The sequence below is a fragment of the Microbacterium sp. SORGH_AS_0505 genome (assembly GCF_030818715.1).
Taxonomy (GTDB): Bacteria; Actinomycetota; Actinomycetes; order Actinomycetales; family Microbacteriaceae; genus Microbacterium.
The window spans coordinates 1,396,529-1,419,116 of record NZ_JAUTAT010000001.1 but is presented as its reverse complement, the minus strand read 5'-3'; the positions used below and the strand labels follow the sequence as shown (position 1 = coordinate 1,419,116).

The 22,588-nt window shown below is 70.7% G+C and carries 16 protein-coding genes and 1 pseudogene; 5 read left to right on the top strand and 12 right to left on the bottom strand.

Annotated elements, in window-relative coordinates:
* The first annotated feature begins 7 nt into the window (after nt 1-7).
* Together QE428_RS06990 and QE428_RS06985 are read left to right on the top strand one after the other, a co-directional pair.
* The gene (locus tag QE428_RS06990; protein WP_307470675.1) at nt 8-883 is read left to right on the top strand and encodes a carbohydrate ABC transporter permease; all 876 of its coding nucleotides are present in this window, start codon (nt 8-10) and stop codon (nt 881-883) included.
* A 1-nt stretch (nt 884) separates the two neighbouring features.
* Entirely contained in the window at nt 885-3,182 is a 2,298-nt protein-coding gene (locus tag QE428_RS06985; RefSeq protein ID WP_307467410.1) for a glycoside hydrolase family 3 N-terminal domain-containing protein, read from the top strand.
* Here QE428_RS06985 and QE428_RS06980 read toward each other — a convergent pair.
* From QE428_RS06980 to QE428_RS06970, 3 genes are read right to left on the bottom strand one after another with little or no spacing between them, the layout of a single operon-like run.
* Nucleotides 3,172-5,625 carry a glycoside hydrolase family 3 C-terminal domain-containing protein gene (locus tag QE428_RS06980; protein WP_307467407.1) on the bottom strand — a complete coding sequence of 818 codons (2,454 nt, stop codon included), beginning with the start codon at nt 5,623-5,625 and terminating at the stop codon, nt 3,172-3,174. The two genes, QE428_RS06985 and QE428_RS06980, sit on opposite strands and share 11 nt — an antisense overlap.
* Nucleotides 5,622-7,898, bottom strand: a complete 2,277-nt coding sequence (yicI, locus tag QE428_RS06975; protein ID WP_307467405.1) for an alpha-xylosidase — start codon at nt 7,896-7,898, stop codon at nt 5,622-5,624. The genes QE428_RS06980 and yicI overlap by 4 nt, the downstream gene beginning before the upstream one ends.
* Entirely contained in the window at nt 7,895-9,904 is a 2,010-nt protein-coding gene (locus tag QE428_RS06970) for a beta-galactosidase (RefSeq protein WP_307467402.1), read from the bottom strand. The genes yicI and QE428_RS06970 overlap by 4 nt, the downstream gene beginning before the upstream one ends.
* A gap of 182 nt (nt 9,905-10,086) precedes the next feature.
* On the opposite strand from QE428_RS06970, the gene QE428_RS06965 reads away from it, so the two are divergent.
* Nucleotides 10,087-11,079, top strand: coding sequence for a LacI family DNA-binding transcriptional regulator (locus tag QE428_RS06965; protein WP_307467399.1), 993 nt, complete (start codon nt 10,087-10,089; stop codon nt 11,077-11,079).
* 3 nt (nt 11,080-11,082) lie between these two features.
* Nucleotides 11,083-11,697 carry a YesL family protein gene (locus QE428_RS06960; RefSeq protein ID WP_307467396.1) on the top strand — a complete coding sequence of 205 codons (615 nt, stop codon included), beginning with the start codon at nt 11,083-11,085 and terminating at the stop codon, nt 11,695-11,697.
* Between the two features lie 62 nt (nt 11,698-11,759).
* Here QE428_RS06960 and QE428_RS06955 read toward each other — a convergent pair whose 3' ends face one another.
* From QE428_RS06955 to xylA, 7 genes are all read right to left on the bottom strand, one after another.
* Nucleotides 11,760-13,511 (bottom strand): extracellular solute-binding protein, encoded by a 1,752-nt coding sequence (locus tag QE428_RS06955; protein ID WP_307467393.1) that lies wholly within the window; start codon nt 13,509-13,511, stop codon nt 11,760-11,762.
* Between the two features lie 37 nt (nt 13,512-13,548).
* Nucleotides 13,549-14,484 (bottom strand): carbohydrate ABC transporter permease, encoded by a 936-nt coding sequence (locus QE428_RS06950; protein ID WP_091359133.1) that lies wholly within the window; start codon nt 14,482-14,484, stop codon nt 13,549-13,551.
* Nucleotides 14,485-14,499: 15 nt separating this feature from the next.
* The gene (locus QE428_RS06945; protein ID WP_091359131.1) at nt 14,500-15,483 is read right to left on the bottom strand and encodes a sugar ABC transporter permease; all 984 of its coding nucleotides are present in this window, start codon (nt 15,481-15,483) and stop codon (nt 14,500-14,502) included.
* A gap of 198 nt (nt 15,484-15,681) precedes the next feature.
* A complete protein-coding gene (locus tag QE428_RS06940) occupies nt 15,682-16,785 on the bottom strand; it encodes a Gfo/Idh/MocA family protein (protein ID WP_133398713.1) in 1,104 nt (367 codons plus the stop codon).
* Complete coding sequence (locus QE428_RS06935) at nt 16,764-17,462, bottom strand: ThuA domain-containing protein (RefSeq protein ID WP_133398714.1); 699 nt, start codon at nt 17,460-17,462, stop codon at nt 16,764-16,766. The genes QE428_RS06940 and QE428_RS06935 overlap by 22 nt, the downstream gene beginning before the upstream one ends.
* The gene (locus tag QE428_RS06930; RefSeq protein WP_307467389.1) at nt 17,459-18,859 is read right to left on the bottom strand and encodes a xylulokinase; all 1,401 of its coding nucleotides are present in this window, start codon (nt 18,857-18,859) and stop codon (nt 17,459-17,461) included. Before QE428_RS06930 ends, QE428_RS06935 begins: the two co-directional genes overlap by 4 nt.
* A 1-nt stretch (nt 18,860) precedes the next feature.
* Nucleotides 18,861-20,048, bottom strand: a complete 1,188-nt coding sequence (xylA, locus tag QE428_RS06925; RefSeq protein ID WP_307467386.1) for a xylose isomerase — start codon at nt 20,046-20,048, stop codon at nt 18,861-18,863.
* Between the two features lie 87 nt (nt 20,049-20,135).
* Here xylA and QE428_RS06920 point away from each other — a divergent pair.
* A pseudogene (locus QE428_RS06920) lies at nt 20,136-21,316 on the top strand (ROK family protein).
* Nucleotides 21,317-21,435: 119 nt separating this feature from the next.
* Here QE428_RS06920 and QE428_RS06915 read toward each other — a convergent pair.
* Together QE428_RS06915 and QE428_RS06910 are read right to left on the bottom strand one after the other, a co-directional pair.
* A complete protein-coding gene (locus QE428_RS06915) occupies nt 21,436-21,873 on the bottom strand; it encodes an N-acetyltransferase (RefSeq protein ID WP_307467383.1) in 438 nt (145 codons plus the stop codon).
* Nucleotides 21,874-21,884: 11 nt separating this feature from the next.
* Nucleotides 21,885-22,580: an SDR family oxidoreductase gene (locus QE428_RS06910; protein ID WP_307467380.1), complete on the bottom strand. Its 696-nt coding sequence runs from the start codon at nt 22,578-22,580 to the stop codon at nt 21,885-21,887.
* Between the last annotated feature and the right edge of the window lie 8 nt (nt 22,581-22,588).

Sequence of the window (22,588 nt, the reverse complement as noted above, 5' to 3'; positions counted from 1 at the left end):
CGCCACCATGACCCTCGTCACGGCACCGCCCGCCGACGTCCGTCCGCGCCGTGCGCCGCGGGAGAAGCTGCCGTGGGGCTCCCCCGTCGTCTACTTCGTCGCGCTCGCGGTCATCGCGCTCATGCTCGGCCCGGTGATCTACATCATCATCGGAGGGTTCCGCTCGAACTCCGCGATCACGGTCGACCCAGCAGGGTTCCCCGACCCGTGGAACGTCGAGAACTACGTCGGCGTCATCACGAGCGGCCAGTTCTGGGGACAGGTCGGCAACTCGACCTTCGTCGCCCTCGCGACCACGATCGGCGCCGTCGCCCTCGGCATCGCTGCCAGCTACGTCATCGCCCGCTACAGCTTCCGCGGGCGCGGGTTCCTCTACGCACTGTTCGCGTCGGGCCTCATGTTCCCCATCACCGTCGCGATCACGCCGCTGTACATCGTGATCCGGTCGCTCGGGCTGATGAACACCCTGCCGGGCATCATCCTTCCGCAGATCGCGTTCGCCCTGCCGACGACCATCATCATCCTGGTTCCGTTCCTGCGGGCGATCCCCGACGAGATCCAGGAGGCCGCGTCCATCGACGGCTGCAGCCGTCTCGGGTTCTTCTGGCGGATGGTGCTGCCGCTGGCCGTACCCGGTGTCATCACCGTCGGCATCCTCGCCTTCATCGGCAGCTGGAACGCGTACCTGCTGCCCTTGTTCATCCTCAACAACGAGTCGCAGTTCACCCTCCCGCTGGGCGTTCAGGCGTTCTCGTCGCAGTACTCCGTCGACACGGCGCGCGTGCTGGCGTTCACCTCGCTGTCGATGCTCCCCGCACTGCTGTTCTTCAGCCTGTTCGAGCGACGCATCGTGGGCGGCCTCACCGGAGCCGTGAAGGGCTGACATGACCGATCTCTCCTCGCGGGCCTCGGCCCGCGTGCACGATCTGCTCGCGCAGATGACCCTCGAAGAGAAGGCCGCGCAGCTCGTCGGATACTGGGTGGACCAGGGCGGCGAGGTCGTCGCTCCCCTGGCCGACGAGATGGTGACGACGATGAAATACGCGGATGCCACGGCTCACGGCCTCGGCCATCTCACCCGTGTCTACGGCACGCGTCCCGTCGACCCGGTCGAGCGGGCGGCCTGGCTCTGGGAGGAGCAGCGGCGCCTGCGCGCCGAAACCCGGCTCGGGATCCCCGCGATCGTCCACGAGGAGTGCCTCACCGGCCTCGCCGCGTGGAAGGCGGCGACGTATCCGACTCCGCTCGCGTGGGGCGCATCGTTCGATCCGGAGCTGGTCGCCGAGATGGGCGCCGCGATCGGCGATTCGATGCGCGAGCTGGGCATCCACCAGGGACTCGCCCCCGTGCTCGACGTCATCCGCGACCCCCGCTGGGGACGCGTCGACGAGTGCATCGGCGAAGACCCGTACCTCGTCGGAACGGTCGGGACGGCGTACGTGCAGGGGGTCCAGTCGGCGGGGGTCGACGCGACCCTCAAGCACTTCGTCGGGTACTCCGGGTCGCAGGCGGCGCGCAACCACGCCCCCGTGCACGCCGGCCCCCGCGAAGTCGCCGACGTGCTGCTGCCGCCGTTCGAGATGGCGATCCGCGACGGCGGCGCGGCATCCGTCATGAACTCGTACGCCGAGATCGACGGCGAACCCGTCGCGGCGAGCGCGCACTACCTCGACGAGGTGCTGCGCGACCGGCTCGGCTTCTCGGGGCCGGTCGTGTCGGACTACTTCTCGGTCGCCTTCCTGCAGACCACCCACGGGGTGGCGGCGGACCTCGGTGAGGCGGCGGAGCTGGCCCTGCGCGCCGGCATCGACGTCGAGCTGCCGACGGGTGACGCGTTCGCCGCCCCGATGCTCGAGCGCATCCGCTCGGGTGGGATGGATGCCGCGCTGCTGGATGCCGCCGTGCTCCGCGTCCTGGCGCAGAAGGAGCGACTCGGTCTGCTCGACGAGACGTTCGAGACCCCGCCGGTCGAGGTCGACCTCGACGGGCCGCGTCACCGCGACCTCGCGCGCAGGCTCGCGGCCGAGTCGGTCGTGCTCGTGAGCAACGACGGGACGCTGCCGGCGGCATCCGCTCGTCGTATCGCCCTCATCGGGCCGAACGCCGACTCGGCGGAGGCGCTCATGGGCTGCTATTCGTTCGTCAACCATGTGCTCGCGCACCACCCGGGCACACCGCACGGGATCGAACTCCCGACCGTCCGCGACGCGTTCGTCGCCGAGTATCGGGATACCGAGATCGCCTACGCACGCGGCTGCGGTGTCGAGGACGGCGACGAGTCCGGCATCGGCGACGCGGTCGACGCCGCAGCGGCGGCGGAGATCGCCGTCGTGGTCGTCGGCGACCGCGCCGGACTGTTCGGCCGCGGGACCGTCGGCGAGGGCAACGACGTCGACGACCTCGAACTGCCCGGCGTGCAACGGCAGCTCGTCGAGCGCGTCGTCGCGACCGGCACCCCCGTCGTGCTCGTGATCTTGTCGGGCCGCCCGTACGCGATCGGGTGGGCCCTCGACGGCGAGCGCCCCGTCGCCGCCGCACTGCAGTCCTTCTTCCCCGGCGAGGAGGGCGCCGACCCGATCGCGGGAATCGTCTCGGGACGGCTGTCGCCGTCGGGCCGGCTCCCCGTGACCCTGCCGCGGTCGGCGGGCGCCCAGCCCTACAGCTATCTGCACCCGCGGCTGGGGGGACCGATCGATGTGACGAGCGCCGACCCGACCCCGGTGCGTCCGTTCGGGCACGGGCTGACCTACACGACGTTCGTGCACGAGGATCTGCGGGCGGCCGCATCGGTCGCCGCCGGCGACACCCTCGAGGTCTCGGTCGTTGTCCGCAACACCGGCGAGCGTGCGGGTACCGATGTCGTCCAGCTCTACGCGCACGACCCGGTCGCGAGCCTCACGCGCCCCGTCGCGCAGCTGATGGCCTACCACCGCGTCGAGCTCGAACCGGGCGAGAGCGCGCGCGTCGTGTTCGCGCTGCCGACGGCGCGCTTCGCGTTCACGGGGCGCGACGGCCGCCGCATCGTCGAGGCGGGACGGATCGACCTCTGGATCGGCTCGTCGTGCGAGGACCGCGAGAGCGTCGCCGCCGTCGAGGTGACCGGCGAGCACGTCGTCACACCCGACGACGCCCGGATCGTCCCCGTGCGCGTCGTGGCGGACGCCGAGCTCGTCAGTCCGTGACGGTGAGGATCGTGCTCACGTCGAGGGCGTCGGCCGACGGTCCCGCCGCGAGGCGGTAGTCCCCCGGTTGCACCCGCAGCGCCTCGCCGTCCCACACGGCGAGGCGCTCGACCGTGAAGCGCACCTCCGCCGTCTGCGTCTCGCCCGGCTCGACCCGCACGCGGGTGTATCCGAGCAGCAGCCGGCGCGGCGCCGCGATCGGCAGCTCCGGAGCCACGGAGTAGACCTGCACGAGCTCCTCCACGGCACGCTCCGACCGGTTCGCGAGCCGGACGCGCGCGGTGACGACCTGCTCGTCGGCGCGAGGATCGAGGGCGGGATGCCGCAGGGTGGGTGCGGGCGCCGTGACCGTTCCGGCATCCGCCTCGACGGCCTCGTAGACGACGTCGCCGTAGCCGAGCCCGTGGCCGAACGCGAAGGCGTACGGGGCGGGCTGGTGCCGGTAGGTCGCCTGTTGGCGCTGGGTGTCGTAGTCGAAGAGGTCGCCCGCCTGGTCGGGGTGCGCCGGCCAGGATTGCGCGAGGCGTCCTGAGGGCTCGCGGTCGCCGCTCAGGACGTCGAGCAGGCCGTGGCCGAGTTCCTGCCCCGCGTGACTCGACCAGACGACGGTCGCCGCGTCGGCGGCATCCGCGAGGACGTACGGAAAGCTCGAGACGATCGTCAGCACGGACCGCGGGTTGGCGGAGCGCGCCGCCTGCCACAGGTCCGTCGCCGCGTCCGGCAGCAGCAGGTGAGGACGGTCGGCGGTCTCGCGGCCGGACAGGTGCGGGTCGTTGCCCACGGCGACGAGGACGACGTCGGCCGCCGCGGCGGCGCGCGCAACCTCGTCCAGCCCGCGGCGGACCGTCTCGACCTCGAAGCGCGTGGCGTCGTCGAGGGTGACCCCCTCGGCCACGAGTAGACCCACGTCGCGGACGACGCGCACCCACCGGCCCGAGCCGAGGTGCAGCAGCGACCACGAGCCGTCCTCGTGCACGTGCCGGCGGAAGCTCTCCTGCACGACCCAGCCGCCCACCCGCTCGGCGTCGGCCCGCATGGGCCAGGCACCACCTGTGAGCAGGCGTCCGCTCGCGTGGGAACGGAGGGTCAGGATGCCGTCGCCCCAGTCCGTGACGTGGAACAGGCTCGCGTCGGTGCGGCCGGCCGCAACGGCGTCGACGACCCCCTCGAGCGCGGCGGTGACATAGCCCGACGCGGCCCGGAGCGCGACGGTGTCGGCGCCGGTCACGACCTCGACCGCGGCTGTCGGGTAGCGCTCGCGCACACCCTGCGCGATGCCGACTGCGTAGGGCGTCGTGCCGGAGTACCAGTCGGTGAGGACGACATCCGCCATCGGTCCGACGACGGCGACCGACGCGGGCTCGGCGAACGGCAGCACCCCGGCGTCGTTCCGCAGCAGCACGACCTGACGGGCGACCGCCTCGCGGGCGAGCTCGCGCGCGGCGGGCGTGTCGATCTCGTCAGGTCCGATCGCGGCGTACGGATCGTCGTCGCCGTCGAACTCACCGGTGCGGATGCGCATCTCGAGGAGTCGCAGGACCGCGGCATCCACGTCGTCGTCCGTCAGCAGCCCCTGCGCGAGCGCGCCGCGGACCGCCTCGAGGCTCGGCGTCGGGTCGGGACCGTCGTCGGTGAAGGAGTCCATGCCGCTCCGCACGAGAGCCGCGGCGCCGCGCACTTTGTCGGGCTGCGCGCGCTGGATCGAGACGAGGAAGCTCGGTGCACCGGCATCCGACACGACCGCGATCGACTCGTCGCTCCAGCTGCGGGCTTCGGCCACCAGCTCGGGCTGCGTGTGCGCCGGCACGCCGTTCACGCGGTTGTAGGCGAGCATCATGCTGCCGGCGACCTTCTGCTCGATCGCCGGGCGGAACGCCGGCAGCTCCTCTTCGTGGAGCGTGCGCGGCGACATCTCGGACGACGTCGCGGACCGGTCGGTCTCGTTGCTGTAGGCGAGGAAGTGCTTGAGCGAGGGCACCGTCTTCCAGACGCGCGGGTGGTCGCCGCGAAGCCCGCGGCTGTAGGCCGCGCCGAGCTGACCCGTGTAGTGCGGGTCCTCGGAGTACCCCTCTTCATTGCGCCCCCAGGCGGGATGCCGGAGCGTGTTGACCACGGGCGCCCACACGTTGAGGTCGACGTCCGCCCCCGAGGCGCGCTTGGCCCGGACTTCCGTCGCGACGAGCTCGCCGACTCGGGTCACGAACTCGGGGTCCCACGTCGCCGCGAGCCCCACCGGCTGCGGGAAGACCGTCGCGACGCCCACCCACGCGAGACCGTGCAGCGCCTCGCATCCGGTGTGGAACGGGCGGATACCGAGGCGCCCCACCGCTGGCATGGCCTGGTGGAGCATCGCGATGCGTTCCTCCCGCGAGAGCCGCTCGAGCAGGTCGCGCGAGCGCTCGCTCAGCGGCAGGTCGATCCGGCGAAAGGCGTCGACCGTCATCCGGCGACCTCCAGCGAGACCGTCCCGGCGCCGACGACCGACGCCGTCCGCTCGCCGACCTGCAGGCTCCACGGCGCACGCGCATCCGACGACTCCGCGACGATCCGTCCGCCCTCGCGGCGCACGCGGAACACCGTCGCCGCCGCGCCGTCGTGACCGGGGACGACCGTCTCGCCGTCGTACCCCTCGGGCAGCTCGAAGCAGCGCAGCGTCACCCCGTCGGCCCAGTCGTAGTCGGGCCGGTCCTCGCGCGCACCCCACGGCAGCACGGAGCCGGGACGCACACGCAGGGGAACCGATTCGTAGCCGTGTCGCTCGGACTGCCACGTGCGGCCGTCGACCGCGTCACCGGTGAGGAGCGAGGTCCACCGACCTTCGGGCAGGTAGTACTCGACGCTGCCGTCCTCGGCGAACACGGGGGCGACCATGAGGGAGTCGCCCAGCATGTACTGGACGTCGGCGTCGTGCGTCGACCGGTCACCGGGGAACTCGAGCACGAGCGGGCGCATCATCGGGATGCCGGCGGTGTGCGCCTCCTCCGCGATCCGGGCGAGGTACGGCATGAGGCGCAGCTTCAGCCGCGTGAACCGGCGCGTCACCTCGACCGCCTCGTCGTCGAACGCCCACGGCACCCGCACCGTGCCCGAGCCGTGCAGGCGGGAGTGCGAGGAGAGCAGACCGAACGCGAGCCAGCGCTTGAAGACACCGGCATCCGGTGTCCCCTCGAAGCCGCCGATGTCGTGGCTCCAGTATCCGAACCCGCTCATCGCGAGCGACAGGCCGCCGCGCAGGGTCTCGGCCATCGACAGGAGCGTCGAGTCGTTGTCGCCGCCCCAGTGCACCGGGAACTGCTGGCCACCCGCGGTCGCCGAGCGGGCGTAGAGGACCGCCTCGCCGACGCCGCGCTCCTCCTCGAGCACCCGGAAGACGATCTCGTTGTAGAGCTGCGGGTAGTAGTTGTGCATCCGCTGCGGGTCGGAGCCGTCGTGCCACACGACGCCCTCGGTCGGAATGCGCTCACCGAAGTCGGTCTTGAAGCTGTCCGCCCCCTGCCGCACGAGGCGGCGCAGATGCTCGGCGTACCAGTCGGCCGCCTCGGGGTTCGTGAAGTCGACGATCGCCATGCCGGCCTGCCACATGTCCCACTGCCAGACCCCGCCGTCGGTCGTCTTCAGCAGGTAGCCGCGCTCCGCGGCCTCGGCGAAGATCGCGGAGCGCTGCGCGATGTAGGGATTGATCCACAGCGAGACGTGCAGGCCGCGCTCGCGGAGCCGCGCGAGCTGTCCGTCGGGGTCGGGGAACATGCGCGGGTCCCACGTGAAGTCGGTCCACTGGAACTCCCGCATCCAGAAGCAGTCGAAGTGGAACACCGACAGCGGCAGGTCGCGCGCGGCCATCCCGTCGACGAACTCGGTGACGCTCGCCTCGTCGTAGGCGGCCGTGAAAGATGTCGTCAGCCACAGGCCGAACGACCACGCCGGCACGCGGGCGGGACGCCCGGTGAGCGCCGTGTAGCGCCGCAGCACGTCCTTCGGCTCGGGCCCGGCGATGACGTAGTAGTCGAGGGTCTCGCCGGGAACCGAGAACTGCACGCGCGAATTGATCTCGGACCCGACCTCGAACGAGACCGCGTCGGGGCTGTCGACGAAGACGCCGTAGCCCCGGCTCGTCAGGTAGAACGGCACCGACTTGTACGCCTGCTCGCTCGAGGTGCCGCCGTCGGCGTTCCACGTGTCGATCGACTGGCCGTTCTTCGTGAACGCTCCGAAGCGCTCTCCGAACCCGTAGACGCGCTCCCCCGGTTCGATCGACAGCTGCTGGTGCACCCAGGTTCCGTCGGGTCCCATCATGTGGCCGATCGACCGCGGCAGCGACGTCGTGAGCACACGGTCGCCCTGTTCGAACGCGACCCGCCAGGCGCCGTCGCGCGACACGCGGACGCGGAGGTCACCGGCATCCAGCACACCCTCGGCGTCGTCGGCCGTCACGGTCGGCGTGTATTCCTCCTCGCCCGTCACCGCGAAGTCGGGACCGCGGTGACGCCCGCCGGCATGCCGCTGCACCCGCACCTTGATGACCCCGGGGGCCGGCGCCGAGAATGTCGTCGTGATCATCGGCCGGTTGAGCGTGTCGCCGCGGTGGCGGATGGCGGCGGTCGGCGCGAAGACGGTGAGGGTGCCCGCCCCGGTGTCGACGCGCACGTCGTCCACGGCGCTCGCATAGAGGCCGGTCACTCCCGGCCGCATGAGCCAGTAGCCGTCGGTGAACTTCATGTCCTTCGCCTTTCTGTCACGACTCGCGCGTCCCCCCGGGGGATCGTCACGTGATCGTCGATCTCGTCATCCGTCAGCAGGTCGATCCAGGCTCCAGGGAGCGGGATCGTCGCGTCGCGTGCGCCGCGGTTCAGCAGGAAGAGCGCGTCGCCTCGACGGACGGCCTCGACCCCGTCGGACGGGTCGGCGAGCGCGCCGGCGACACCTGCGGCACCCAGGGCCTCGGCGACGATCGCGTCGAGCAGATCGTCCGCCAGCACGGCGCCCACGTACCAAGCGGTCCCGTTCCGCGTGACGACCGGACGCCCCGCGAGATCCCCTGAAGCGAAACTCGCCAGAACGTCGGCACCGTCGGTGCGCAGCTTCTCGCCGAGGGTGTGAGCGAGCGATGCCGCCCACCGCCCGTCAGCAGAGGCGACGGCGACGCCGTCGTCGGGGAGCCCGGCCCACTCCTCGCCGCTGACGCCGAGCATCTCGCGCAGGAGCACGGGCGAGCGACCCGTGAGGATGTGCCCGTGCTCGTCGGCGACGCCGCTGAACGGGCCGACGACGACCTGGGCGCCGCGGGCTGCGGCCTCGGTCAGGCGGGCCGCGTCGTCGGGGCGAAGGACGTACCCGTGCGGCAGGAGCACGACGTCGTAGGCGCTGAGGTCGGCACCGAACCGGACGACGTCGACGGGGATGCCGCGCCGCCACAAGGGGCGGTACCACCGACGCATCTGCTCGAGACCGTCGAAGCGGGCCGTCGGACGCGCAGGTTCGTCCGAGGCCCACCACGACGGCCAGTCGAAGAGCACCGCAGTTCGCGCGGCGACGCGGCCGCCCACCACGGGCCGAAGTCGCTCGAGCTCGCGACCCTGGCGGCAGACACCCTCGAAGACCTCCGTGTCGGCGCCGGCGTGGGGCAGCATCGCGGAGTGGAAGCGCTCGGCCCCGGCCGAGGACTGTCGCCACTGGAAGAAGCAGATGCCGTCGGCACCGCGCGCGACCGCCTGCAGGGTGTCGAGGCGCGCCCGCGCGGGCGTCTTCGGGAGGTTGTGCGGGCGCCACTGGACGGCGCTGATCGCCTGTTCCATCAGTACCCACGGCCGGCCGTCGCCGAGACCGCGCATGAGGTCCTGCACGAAGGCCATGTCGAGCGGGCTGTCGGGGTCGGCGGGGTCGGGGTACTGGTCGTCGCTCACGACGTCGACGTCGTCCGCCCACGACCAGTAGTCGACGTGCGCGAACGCGCCCATGAAGTTGGTCGTGATCGGCTGAGTGGCCCCGGCGCCCCGGATGGTGTCGCGGAGCTCTCGGTAGCAGTCGCGGAGCTCGTCGGAGGTGAACCGGCGGAAGTCGAGCGACTGCGTCGGGTTGATGAGGTACGGCGCGCGGCGCGGCGGCAGGATCTCGGCGACGTCCGCATAGCGCTGCGCCCAGAACGCGGTGCCCCACGCGCGGTTGATCTCGTCGATCGAGCCGTACCGGCGCAGCAGCCATTCGCGGAAGGCCCGCGCCGCCTCGTCGCCGTGGTCGATCTGCCCGTACTCGTTGCCGACATGCCACATCCGGACGGCCGGGTGGTTCGCGTACCGGGACGCGAGGTCTGCCGTGATCGCGCGCGCCGCCTCGCGGTACACCCGCGAGGACGGGGAGAACTGGTTGCGCGAGCCGGCGACCAGTCGCACGCCGTCACGGTCGACGGGAAGTGTCTCGGGATGCCGGACCCCGAGCCACGGCGGCGGTGAGGCCGTCGGCGTCGCGAGGTCGACGGCGATCCCGCCGGCGTGGAGCAGGTCCAGGACCTCGTCGAGCCAGGCGAACTCCCGCGCCCCGGGGGTCGGTTCGAGCTCCGCCCAGCTGAAGACGCCGACCGTGACGAGGTTCACGCCGGCGCGCTGCATGAGGGCGACGTCCTCGCGCCAGACCTCGGGCGACCACTGCTCGGGGTTGTAGTCCCCGCCGAAGAGGATGCCGCGCTCGGCCGACAGGGATGCGAAGGCCGAGGAGGAGGCAGAGGTCATGACCGGACGGGCCTTTCAGCGAATGTGGACGACAGTGTCGAAGCGCTTCAACGATCTCAACCTATACTAGCGATCACGACCGTGTCCATCGGTCGGCAGGGCAGCGTTCGAGGCGTCAGACCAGCCGATACGCTCGATCCATCCGCGGTGTCGAGGTCGACGCCGCCGGAGAAGGAGGGTCCATGACCACGATCGCCGACGTGGCTCAGGCCGCGGGGGTCTCGATCTCGACGGTGTCCTACGTGATGAGCGGCAAACGCACCATCTCGCAGGAGACGCGCGACCGCGTCGAGCAGGCGATGGCCGACCTCTCCTACAGCCCGCAGGCCAGCGCCCGTTCGCTCGCCTCACGATCGACGAGCATCTTGGGGCTCCAAGCCCCCATCCGCGCCGGCGTCGACGTCCACGTCGTCATGCAGGTCGTCGCGGGAGCTCTCAAAGAGGCGCGTCTGCACCACCACGACATTTTGCTGCTCACGAGCGACGACGCCGCCGGAGTCGAACGCGCCGCACGGGCGGGCATGGTCGACGGTGTGCTGATCCTCGACGTCGAGACGAGCGATCCGCGCGTCGGCTCGCTCGCCGACCTGAGCATCCCGAGCGTCCTCATCGGCCTTCCCGACGCAGCCGACCAGCTCATCTGCGTCGATTTCGACTTCGAGGCCGCCGGCCGCCTCGCCGCCGAGCGTCTCGCTGAACGCGGCCACCGCACCGTCACCCTCCTCGGCGCTCCGCCGCAGGTGCAGGCGCGGCACACGTCGTACTCGGACCGCCTGACACGCGGGTTCCTCGCCCGCAGCCGGGAGGTGGGGCTCACGGCGACCGTCCACCCCTGCCCCGCGGGGCCCGGTGCGACCGAGGTCGTCGACGCCGTGCTCGCGGAGTCTCCGGAGACGACGGCGTTGTTCGTGCACAACGAGGCGGCGCTGCCGTTCGTCGCGGCACGACTCATGGGTTCCGCCTCCGCCGGACTCGTCGAGATCGTCGCCCTGAGCCCTGCCGAACTGGCGCTCCACGTGCCGGGGGTCTCGGACGTCATCGATCTCCCCGCCGAAGAGCTCGGCGCGGCCGGCGCCCGCACCCTGCTCGCCGCGATCCGCGGCGAGCGGCCGCTCGGCCCTGAGCTCCTCGCGCCTCGATTCGCGCTCGCACCGACGGAACCGGCGACGGTCTGAGACATGAAGATCGACCCCGAGAATCGCGCCGTCCAAGGTCTGTCGTCGTTCCTCGAGTTCGTCGCACTCAACATCCTGTTCCTCCTGTGCTGCGTGCCGATCGTGACGATCGGAGCATCGACGAGCGCGCTCCTGGAGGTCACGCGACGCTACGCCGATGAGGAGGGGGGCCGCCCCCTGCGCGACTTCCTGCCGGCGCTGGTGCGGAACTTCCTGCCCGCAACCGGGCTCAGCCTCATCCTGCTGACAGCGAGCGTCGCGCTCGCCTTCAGCGGCGTCTTCTGGCTGTCGGCACCCGAGCCGCTCCTCACCGGCCTCGCCGCCCTCGCGTTCGCCGGAGCGGCGTACGCCGTCGCCGCGTTCATCCACGCCATGGGGCTCGTCGCCGCCTACCGGGCGCCGTTCCGGCAGACGCTGAAGAACGCCGTGCTCCTCCCCGCTGTGGAACCACTGCGTACGCTCGCCCTCCTCGTGGTCCCCGTCACCGTCGTGTGCCTCGTCATCGTCTTCCCGCCCACCATGTTCCTGGTGGCCACGATCGGGTTCTCCGTCGGCGCCTACGGCTGCGCGTTCCTCTTCCGGAGCATCTACCGGCGCCGCTCCGGCACCGCCGCCTGAGACGCAACGGGAAGGGCCCCGCCGGATCACCGACGGGGCCCTTCCTACGTGCGGGGGTGCGGTCAGTCGCCGAACTCCGCCGCGACCGCCTTGCGGGCGGCATCCTGCGATTCGGCGTTGGCCATGTCGACCTCGAGGACCTTGTCGTAACCCAGGCCCTTCGCGGTCTCCTGCATCGAGGCCAGCAGCGAATCGAACTGCGCGTCGCTCTCGGCGAAGACCATCTGCCACGAGGTCTGGACGATGGTCGCCTTGACCTGGTTGCGGAGCGTCTCGATCTCGGAGGAGTCGGTCGGCGCGGTGAAGCTCGCGCCGGCGCCGACCATGAGCTGGTCGTTGTCCCGGAGGTAGTCCATCGTCGTCGGAGCACCCATCTTCGCGGTCCAGTCGTCGGTGAGCGGGTTGCTCGTCTCCGCCTGGTAGCTCGGCCACATCTTGTAGCTGTAGGGGAAGCCGGTGTTCGGATCGGTGTCGATCGGCAGCACGGCGCTGATGTTCAGCTGCGAGGCGCCGTCGATGTAGCTGCCGCCACCCCATTCGGCCGGAACCTCGGCGTCACCCTCGAAGAAGACCTTGTGGCCCAGGTCGGTGAGCGCGGGCTCCTTGTCGGCGTTGAGCTCCCACGTGAGACCCTCGGGGCCGGCGGCGCCCTGCGTCTGGCTGTTGTTGGCGAGCGCGCCCTCGGGCGAGAAAAGCCAGTCGACGAACGCCGCGATGCGCTCGGGGTCCTCGGCCTTGGCGCCGATCGCGAACACCTGCTTGCCGCCGTAAGCCTCGGCGCCGTACGAGAAGACCTTCATGTCGTCCATCGGGGCCATCATGAAGCCGCGACCCTCGTCGACGTTCTTGTCGGTGTTGTACGCGGCCTGTCCGAGCCACGGCCAGAACGAGAAAAGCACCTGACCGTTCTGGTACTTGTTCCACAGGGTGTCGTAGTTCTGCGTCGTCGAGTCGGGGTCGAGGATGCCGAGCTCGTTCGCCTCGTGGAAGAAGCGCAGCGCGCGGACGTACTGCCCGTCCTCGTCGAGGATGCCCTCGAACTCGGAGCCGTCACCCTTGGCGAGCGCGAAGCCGACCTCGTCGAAGCCGAAGTAGGTGGTGGGCTGCTTGGCGTTGTTCAGCATGTTGCCGTCCCAGTCCTTGAACAGCGAGACCGCGTAGGTCTTCTGCCCGTTGGGGGCGGTGGGCTCGGCATCCTGCATCTTCTTCAACACCGGGAGGAGGTCTTCGAGCGTGCCGATCTCGGGGTAGCCGGCCTCCTTGAAGAGGTCCCAGCGCAGGTACGGGCCGAACGTCGGGTCCAGGCCCTCGGAGGGCTCGGTGGGCTTCAGGGAGGAGACCTGCGACGGGAAGGCGTACGTGCCGTCGGCGCCCTCGTTGATCTTGTCGACGGCGGCGTCGAAGCGGCCGACGTTCTTCATGGCCGGGTAGAAGCTCGCCGAATCGAGGAGCAGACCGCCCTCGCGGAGCTCCTCGAGGCGCTGACCCTTGTCGGTGATGATGAGGTCGCCGAGGTCGCCCGCTGTGACGCGCGTGTTGAAGAGGGTGTCGCCGCCGCCGGCGACGTTGGGGGCGATGATGTTCAGCTTCATGTTGAACTTCTTCTCGACGAGGTCGCCGAACCACCCCTCCTGCATCCCCATGTAGTTGGCGAGGCCGTCGAAGACGTCGATCGTGATGGGCTCGTCCCACGAGGTCGGGAACGCGGTGATCTCCTCGCGTTTCTCGGTGGGAGCCGGGCCGGTGCAGGCGCTCAGCAGCCCGACCGTCGCCAGAGCGGCGACGGCGCCGATGGCCTTGCGTGATAGCTTCATTGCTTTCCTCTCGGTGGTGTGACCGTGATGGTCGGGTTCAGCCCTTGACCGCGCCGAGCATGATGCCCTTGACGAAGAAGCGCTGGAACAGCGGGTAGACGAAGATGATGGGCAGGATGACGATGACCGAGATCGTCATCCGGATCGAGGTCGGCGTCTGACTCGTGGCCGCGTCGACGATCGAGCTGATGTTGCCGCCGTTCTGCATGGCCTGAGCCAGGCTGTTGGCCTGGTTGATGAACATGTAGAGCAGGTACTGCAGGGTGTAGAGGCTCTGATCGGTGATGTAGATGAGGGTGTCCTGGAAGCTGTTCCACTGCGCGACGGCCGAGAAGATGGCCACGGTCGCGAGGATCGGCGTCATGTTGGGCAGGTACACCCGGAAGAAGATCTGCAGGATGTTCGCGCCGTCCATCTCGGCGGCCTCCTGCAGTTCGCTGGGCATCGCCTCGACGTACGTCTTCACGAGGATGATGAAGAACGGCTGCACGACGAACGGCAGCACGTAGACCCAGAAGTTGTTCGTCAATCCGAGGTTCCGGATGATGATGAACACCGGGATGAGGCCCGCGCTGAAGTACATCGTGATGATGACGAAGCGGTACCAGAACCGGCGCCCCCACATCCGACTCTGGGTGAACATGAACCCGAGGAAGGCGGACGCGAGGACGGCTGCGACCGTGCCGAGGACCGTGCGGCCGACGGAGACGATCGCGGCCTGCGTGAGCCCGCCGAGCTGGAAGACCTGCTCGTAGTTGGAGAGGTGGATGCCGGTGGGCAGCCACCGGACCTGGCCGAGCGCGGCGAGGTCGTTCGAGCTGATCGAGTTGATGATCAGGTAGTAGAACGGGTAGGCGCAGACGAAGGCGAGCGCCAGGAACACCGAGTAGTTGACGATCGCGAAGACGACGCGGCCCGACAGATCGGCGTCGCGCCGCACGGCGCGGCGGCGGGTGGGAGTCGTGGTGACCATGTGCGGGCTCCTGCCTCAGACGATGGATTCGCCGCGGACGCGCTTGGCGATGCCGTTGACGGTGAACAGGAGGATGACGGAGATGAGGCTCTTGAGCATGCCGATCGCCGTCGCCATGGACAGGTTGTTGCCCGTCATGCCGATGTTGTAGACGTACAGGTCGAGGACCTGGATGTACTCCTTGTTGAAGGCGTTCTGGAAGACGAAGTACTGCTCCATGCCGTTGTTGAGCAGGTTCGCGATCGACAGGAGCAGGAGCACGAGGTAGGTCGGCATGAGCTGCGGCACCGTGATGTACCACATCTTCTGGAAGCGCCCCGCGCCGTCGATCTCGGCCGACTCGTAGAGCGACTGGTCGATGCCGGCGATCGCAGCGAGGTAGATGATCGCGCCCCAGCCGAGCCCCTTCCAGACCGACCACAGAGTCATCGTGAGCCAGACGTTCTGATCGGTGTCGAGGAACTTCACCGGCGTCGTGATGAGACCCGCGTCGCTCAGCACGCCGTTGACGAGCCCCGAGCTCGAGAAGAGCGAGAAGGCGATCATGTAGACGAGGACCCATGAGATGAAGTTCGGGAGGGTCGTCAGCGTCTGGACGGCGTTGCGGAACCAGGGCGCCCGGATCTCGTTGAGGAAGATCGCGAACGCCAGCGGCAGGACCGAGGTGGCGATGCCGAGGAAGCTGATCGCCAGCGTGTTGGCGAGGACCTGCCCGACCTGCGCGACCTGCGTCGGCGAGCTCACGAGGAGCTGGAACCACTGCAGCCCGACGAAGTCGCTGCCGGCGAGCCCGAGCGCCGGGCGGTAGTCGTACAGCGAATAGATCCAGCCGTAGAGCGGGAAGTAGGAGAAGAGGAAGACGAGCACCAGGAAAGGGACGATGCACAGGAACATCCGGAACGAGCGGCGGTTCTTGGAGACCCGGCGTTCCGCGCGCGGAGGCGTCTTCTCTTCGATCGTGGTGGCCGCAACCTCGGTGACGATCGCTTGCTGTGTCATCGGTCGCGCCGTTCGAGGCGCTCACGCGTGTGCCGGGTCATCTCACTCCTTCGTGATCGAAGCGCTTCCGCGACGGGCGTCGAACCGCTTCGATATGAAGATAACGCGCGGGGGCGGACCCGTCAAACATCCGTTCCGGTCACACGCGAACGCCGCCCCGGCCTGTCGGCGGGGCGGCGTTCGCGAGGGCAGGGCGGATCAGTCGCCGAGGCGCGTCCAGTCCGCAGCAGCGGTGAGCGGGACCAGGGACGGCCGCTCCACCGTCGTGCCGATCTCGAGACGTCGCCCCTCGGCGGAGGAGCGCAGGAGGCTCTCCATGACGTCGAGGACGTGGAGCGCGACCGCGCCGCCGGCTCGACCGGCTCCTCCGGACGAGACCGCGTCGATCAGACCGATCCCCCGGCCGGAACTCTCGTAGCCTGCCGAGGCCGGAACCGGCCGCCAGTCGTCCTCGCCGAGCGCCGCGAGGCGGACCTCGCCGTCGAACATGTTCGGATCGGGCACCGACAGCGAGCCCCGCTCGCCGTGCACCTCGATCGGCGGGGCCGCGGTTCTCACGGCGTCGAAGCTCGTGACGACGGTAGACACCGCCCCGCCCGCGTGCTCGAGCAGCCCGCTCACATGCGTGTCGACCTCGACCTGGATCCGCTCGCCGGCGCGCGGTCCCGTCGCGATGGTGCGCTCGGCGCGGGCCCGGCGGGCGGCCCCGGTGACGGCGACGACCGGTCCCAACAGGTGGACGAGGCTCGTCAGGTAGTACGGCCCCATGTCGAACAGCGGTCCCCCGCCGGGTGCGTAGTAGAACCCGGGGGCGGGATGCCACAGCTCGTGACCCGGCGACACCCACGTCGCGCTGGCCGCGACCGGCCGCCCGATCGCCCCGTCGTCGATGAGGCGACGGGCGGTCTGGATGCCGGTGCCGAGCACCGTGTCGGGCGCGGCCGAGACGTGCACGCCGGCAGCGGTCGCGGCATCCATCACCGCCTGCCCTTCTGCGACGCTCAGCGCGAGCGGCTTCTCCCCGTGGACCGATTTTCCTGCGGCGATCGCGGCGTGCGCGACCTGCGCGTGCGCGGCGGGCACGGTCAGGTTGACGACCGTCTGCACCTCGGAGTCGGCCATGAGTTCGTCGACCGTCAGCGCTCGCGCGCCGGGGATGCCGGCGGCGACCTCCGCCGTGCGATCCGGCCGCAGGTCGGCGACCGCGGCGACCCGGATCGACGAGCTCTGCGCGAACAGGTCGAGGTACTGACTCGAGATGACGCCGAGACCGACGATCCCTACGGCGTGCGGGCTGCCCACAGCAGGCCCCTTTCGACGATGGTGCGGATGTTCGGATCGGCGAGGACCTCGGGCGTGTGGCCCGGCGTCGCGACGAAGACGCGCCCCTCGCCCCACAGCCGGGTCCAGACCGCGGGACTCACGATCGGCCGGTGCCAGGGGTGGTACTCCTGCGTGGGGTGCGTCGTGGTCGCGAGGACGTCGATGAGGTCGTCGTGGAGCACCCAGTACTGCTCGGTGTGCAGCGTGAAGTCCTCGATGCCGGCCGTGATCTCGTGGTCGCGCCCGAGACCCGTGATCTGGACCGTGTAGTCGAGGTAGTTGTCGCGCTCGTCTCCCGGTCTGTCCTCGGGGTGGCGCCCGGGATGGGTCGCGAATTGACCCCCGACGAGCTGCAGGTAGTCGGAGCTGTTCCGGTACGAATCCGCGATGCCGCCGTGCCACCCGGCCAGTCCCGCCCCCGCCTCGACCGCCGCTCGCAGACCGCGGACGGCATCGTCCGAGATCGACGACATGGTCACCGCCTGCACGATGAGGTCGACCCCCGACATCCGCTCGGCGTCGGCGTAGACGTCGTTCGACTCCTCGATGGCGACCTCGAAGCCGTTCTGCTCGAGGAACGGCACGAACATGTCCGTCGCGGCGATCGGGTGGTGTCCGTCCCACCCGCCGCGGACGATGAGCGCGCGACGGGTCATCGGGCCTCCTCCGCCCGCCTCGAGGCCACGGCGTCGTAGCGCTCGCGAACCTCCGGACGGGGGTCGGATGCCGCCTCCCGGTCCATCGCGACGGCCCAAGCCGGCCACGCACCGGCCAGCACTGCCGCCGCCTGACGCGCCGCGCCCTGCGCGACGTACTCCCCGGGAGCGGGGACCGCCACGGGCACGTCGAACACCTGCGCAGCGACGGCGGCGACCGCCGCATTCCGCGCCGCACCGCCGACGAGCAAGACGCGCTCGGCGGTGACTCCGAGGCCCCGGATCGCGTCGAGACCGGTCGCGAGTCCCGCGAGCATGCCCTCGATCGCGGCCCGGGCGAGATTCTCGCGCGTCGTGTTCACGAGCGACAGCCCGTCGATCGACGCGCGCGCGGACGGCAGGTTGGGGGTGCGCTCCCCCTCGAACCACGGCACGAGCACGACGCCGCCGGCGCCGGGGTCTGCCGCCGCGGCGAGCTCGGTGAGACCGTCGTGGTCGACGCCGAGCAGACGGGCGGTCGCATCGAGCACCCGCGCGGCGTTGAGCGTGGCGACGAGCGGCAGGAACCGGCCGGTCGCGTCGGCGAAGCCCGCCGCCGTGCCGGTCGGATCGATCGTGCGGGTGTCGCTGACGGCGAAGACCGTGCCCGACGTGCCGATCGACACGACGACGTCGCCCGCCGTCGCCCCGACACCGAGAGCGGCTCCCGCGTTATCGCCCGCACCAGGGCCGACGCGGCGACCGCCGGCATCCGTCACCCACTCGAGGGGACCGAGCACCCGCGGCAGGATCGCGTCGTGGCCGAGCGCGGCCGCGAGCAGCTCGCGGTCGTACTCGCCCGACGCGGGGTCCCAATAGCCGGTGCCCGAGGCGTCCGAGCGGTCGGTGACGAGCTCGTCGAGGTCCGGGCGCTCCGGCCCGAAGCCCCGCAGGCGCCACGTCAGCCAGTCGTGCGGCAGCGCGACGGCGGCGACCCGGGCGGCGTTGCCGGGCTCCGCGTCCCGCAGCCACCGCAGCTTGGTGATCGTGAACGACGCGACCGGCACGAGTCCCGTGCGCTGCGCGAGTTCCTCGGCGCCGAATTCGATCGTGAGATCGGATGCCGCCTGCCCCGAGCGCGTGTCGTTCCACAGCAGCGCGTCGCGCACCACGGCGCCCGAGGCGTCGAGCGCGACCATGCCGTGCTGCTGACCCCCGATCGACCACGCCGCGACGTCGTCGAGGCCTCCGGCATCCGCGATCGCGCCCTGCAGGGCCGACCACCAGGCCTCGGGATCGACCGACGTTCCCTCGGGGTGCGACGCGCGACCGGAGCGGACGATCGCTCCGGTCGCGGCGTCGACGATGACGACCTTGCAGGACTGCGTCGAGGAGTCGACGCCCATCACGAGCGTCACGTCAGCGCGCGCCCAGCAGGTGCTCGGTCGCCAGCTGCTGCAGGCGCACGAAGCCGGCGCCCTTGCCGCCGAGGTAGGCACCGGCGTCGAAGTCCTCGTAGGCCGACCGGTCGGCGAGGAAGTCGTCGTAGCTCTCGCCGGGGTTCAGCGTCGGGGTCGACAGGTCGTCGACCTTCGCCGCGGCGAGCGCCTCCTGCACCTCGGGGTCGGCCCGGAACGCCTGCGCGCGCTCCTTGAGGAGGAGGTAGGTGCGCATGTTCGCGGCGGCGGATTCCCAGACGCCGGTCTCGTCCTCGGTGCGGCTCGGCTTGTAGTCGAAGTGACGCGGGCCGTCGTAGGCCGGGACCCCGCCGGGGCCACCGTTCTCGAGCAGGTCGACGAGCGAGAACGCGTTGTGCAGGTCGCCGTGACCGAACACGAGGTCCTGGTCGTACTTGATGCCGCGCTGGCCGTTGAGGTCGATGTGGAAGAGCTTGCCGTGGTACAGCGCCTGGGCGATGCCGGCGGTGAAGTTCAGGCCCGCCATCTGCTCGTGGCCGACCTCGGGGTTCACGCCGAACAGCTCGGAGCGCTCGAGCGAGTCGATGAATGCGATCGCGTGGCCGAGCGTGGGCAGCAGGATGTCGCCGCGGGGCTCGTTCGGCTTCGGCTCGATCGCGAAGCGGATGTCGTAGCCCTTGTCGGTGACGTAGTCGCCGAGCAGGTTCACGGCCTCGCGGTAGCGCTCGAGCGCCTGGCGGACGTCCTTGGCCGAGTCGTACTCGGCGCCCTCGCGGCCGCCCCACATGACGAACGTCTTGGCGCCGAGCTCGGCGCCGAGGTCGAGCTGACGGAAGACCTTGCGCAAGGCGAACCGTCGCACGTCGCGGTCGTTCGCGGTGAAGCCGCCGTCCTTGAAGACGGGTGCGCTGAAGAGGTTGGTCGTGACCATCGGGACGATCATGCCGGTCGCGTCGAGGGCGCCCTTCAGGCGGTCGATCTCGCGCTGACGATCGGCGTCGCTCGACCCGAAGGCGAACAGGTCGTCGTCGTGGAAGGTGAGACCGTATGCGCCGAGTTCGGCGAGCTTCTCGACCGCGTGGACGACGTCGAGCGGGGGACGGGTGGGGCCGCCGAACGGGTCGGTGCCGTTGTAGCCGACGGTCCACAGACCGAAGCTGAACTTGTCTGCGGGGGTGGGGGTGACCATGACGCTCCTTCGCGAGCCGGACAAAATGTTGTTGTCAGCAACGTATACCAGGCGCGCCGCGGCGACAAACCCCTTTCGGTGGCTATCGTGGGGTCTGTGACCGATCAGGGGCGAACCGTCGAATCCGTGCGGCGCGCGAACCTGGGCAGCATCCTCCGCATCGTGCACCGCGAGGGGCCGCAGTCGCGTGCCGCCCTCACCGAATCGACCGGACTCAACCGCTCGACCGTCGCCGACCTCGTCGGCACGCTCGTGTCGTTCGGTCTCGTCGCCGAGCGCGCTCCCGACCCGTCCCACCGCGTGGGACGCCCCTCCCCCGTCGTCGCCGTCGACCCCGCCGTCGTCGCGATCGCCGTCAACCCCGAGGTAGATGCGCTCGAGCTCGCCGCCGTCGGCCTCGACCGCGACATCCGCGCCGTCGTGGTCCTGCCGCAGGATCGCCTCCTCACCCCCGAACGGACCGCGGCGCTCATCGCCGAGCAGATCTCCGCGTGGCACTCCGCAGAACTCGCGGACGCCCGCATCCTGGGCGTCGGCCTGGCGGTCCCGGGGCTCGTCCGCATCGAAGACGGGCTCGTCCGCCGACGCGCCCCACCTGGGCTGGGTCGACGTGCCACTCCGGGACCTCGTCGCGGGGGCCACCGGCATCCCCGTCGTCACCGGCAACGACGCGACCCTCGGCACCATCGCCGAGCACCTGTTCGGCGCCGCGCGCGGCATCGACCACGCGGTCTACCTCAACGGCGGCGCGAGCGGCATCGGCGGCGGGATCATCGTGAACGGGATGCCGGTGGTCGGCGCCGGCGGCTACGCCGGGGAGTTCGGGCAGAACCGGCCCGGCATCGCGACCCTCGCCGACCGCCGCGCCCGCGACGGTGTGCTCGAGGACGAGGTCAGCCGCGCGCGCCTGCTGTCGGTCGTGGGACTGACCCGCGGCGACGACCGTGAGCTCGCCGACGCACTCGCAGCGCACGCCGACACCCCGTCTGTCGCGGGAGAGGTCGACCGACAGCGCCGCATCCTCGCCACCGCTCTCGCGAACGCGGTCAACGTCCTGAACCCGTCGGCGATCGTACTGGGCGGGGTTCCTCGCGGTGCTCGCGGAGCTCGACGTCGATGCGCTCCTGCAGGCCGTGCGGGCACAGGCGATGCCGGCCTGCGGGGAGGATCTGCAGATCCTGCCCGCCGCCCTCGCCGAGCATCGGTTGCTCATCGGCGCGGCCGAGGCCGTCTTCGAGGGTGTGCTCGCGAACCCGCAGGCCGTCTGAACGGTCCGCGACTGTTCGCGCGTGTGCCGAGTGCAGGTTGAGTAGCCCCGGCAGACCCCGAACACCCCCGGATGCGGGGCTGAACCTGCACTCGGCACATCACAGGCGAACCCGGCGCGTCAGTCGCCGAGGCACCAGGTGACGAACGGGATGCCGGTGACGCCGTCGCGCGTGCGGTCGGTCGCCCGCCAGCCGCGCGCGGCGTAGAAGGCCTTCGCGCGCGCGTTGCCGTCCCACACCTCGAGCTCGGCCGGGCGACCGCCGCGGATCCGGTCGAACCGCTCGTGCAGGGCCGATCCGATGCCCCGGCCGAAGAGCTCCGGCCGGACGTACAGGCTCACCAACTCGACGGTTTCCCCGAGCCGCACGTGCAGGAACCCCGTCGGCCCCTCGTCCTCAGCGACGACGGTGACCCGCCCGTCCTCGGCGACGAGCCGCCGCCACATCGGCTGCCGGTCGCGCGCCGCCTCGGCCGGGTCAAGGTGCTCGCCGTAGTACGCGGCGCGCGATGCGACGTGGATCGCGGCGATCGCCGCGGCATCCGCCACCGTCGCCATCCGAAACATCGTCAGCGCGGGCCGGGCTTCACCGACAGATCGGTGATGACGGCGTCGCGGGGCAGGTCGAGGGCGGCGAGGACGGCGGTGACGACGGATGCCGGTTGGATCCAGGCATCCGCGTCGTAGTCCCTGCCCTCCTGCGCGTGGACCTGCGCCTGCATCGGCGTGGCGGTGCGGCCGGGGTAGACGGTCGTGACGCGCACGCCGCGCTCGGCCTCCTCGCCGCGGAGCGCGTCGGCGAGCGCCTTGAGCCCGTGCTTCGACGCGGCGTACGCGGCCCACTGCGGGTGGGCGGTGAGCCCCGCGCCGGAGTTCACGAACAGCACCTGCCCGCGCGCGGCGCGCACGCGCGGCAGCAGCAGGCGCGTCAGCTCCGCCGGCGCGACGAGATTGACGGCGAGCTGGTCTCGCCACGACTGCACCGTCAGATCGGCGACGTGTCCGAGGTCGACGATGCCCGCGGCGTGCACGATCGCGTCGACCTCGTCGGGGAGATCGGATGCCGCGACCGCCGCCGCGAGCGATTCGGGCCGCGCGAGGTCGGCGACGATCGCGCCGGCGCCGGGGTGCTCGGCGACGAGGTCCTCGGCCCGCGAGGCGTCCCGCGCGACGAGGACGAGCCGGTCGCCGCGCTCGGTCAGATGCTGGGCGAGGAGCTGCCCGATGCCCGATCCGGCACCGGTGAGGACGATGGTGTGCGGCATCCCCTCAT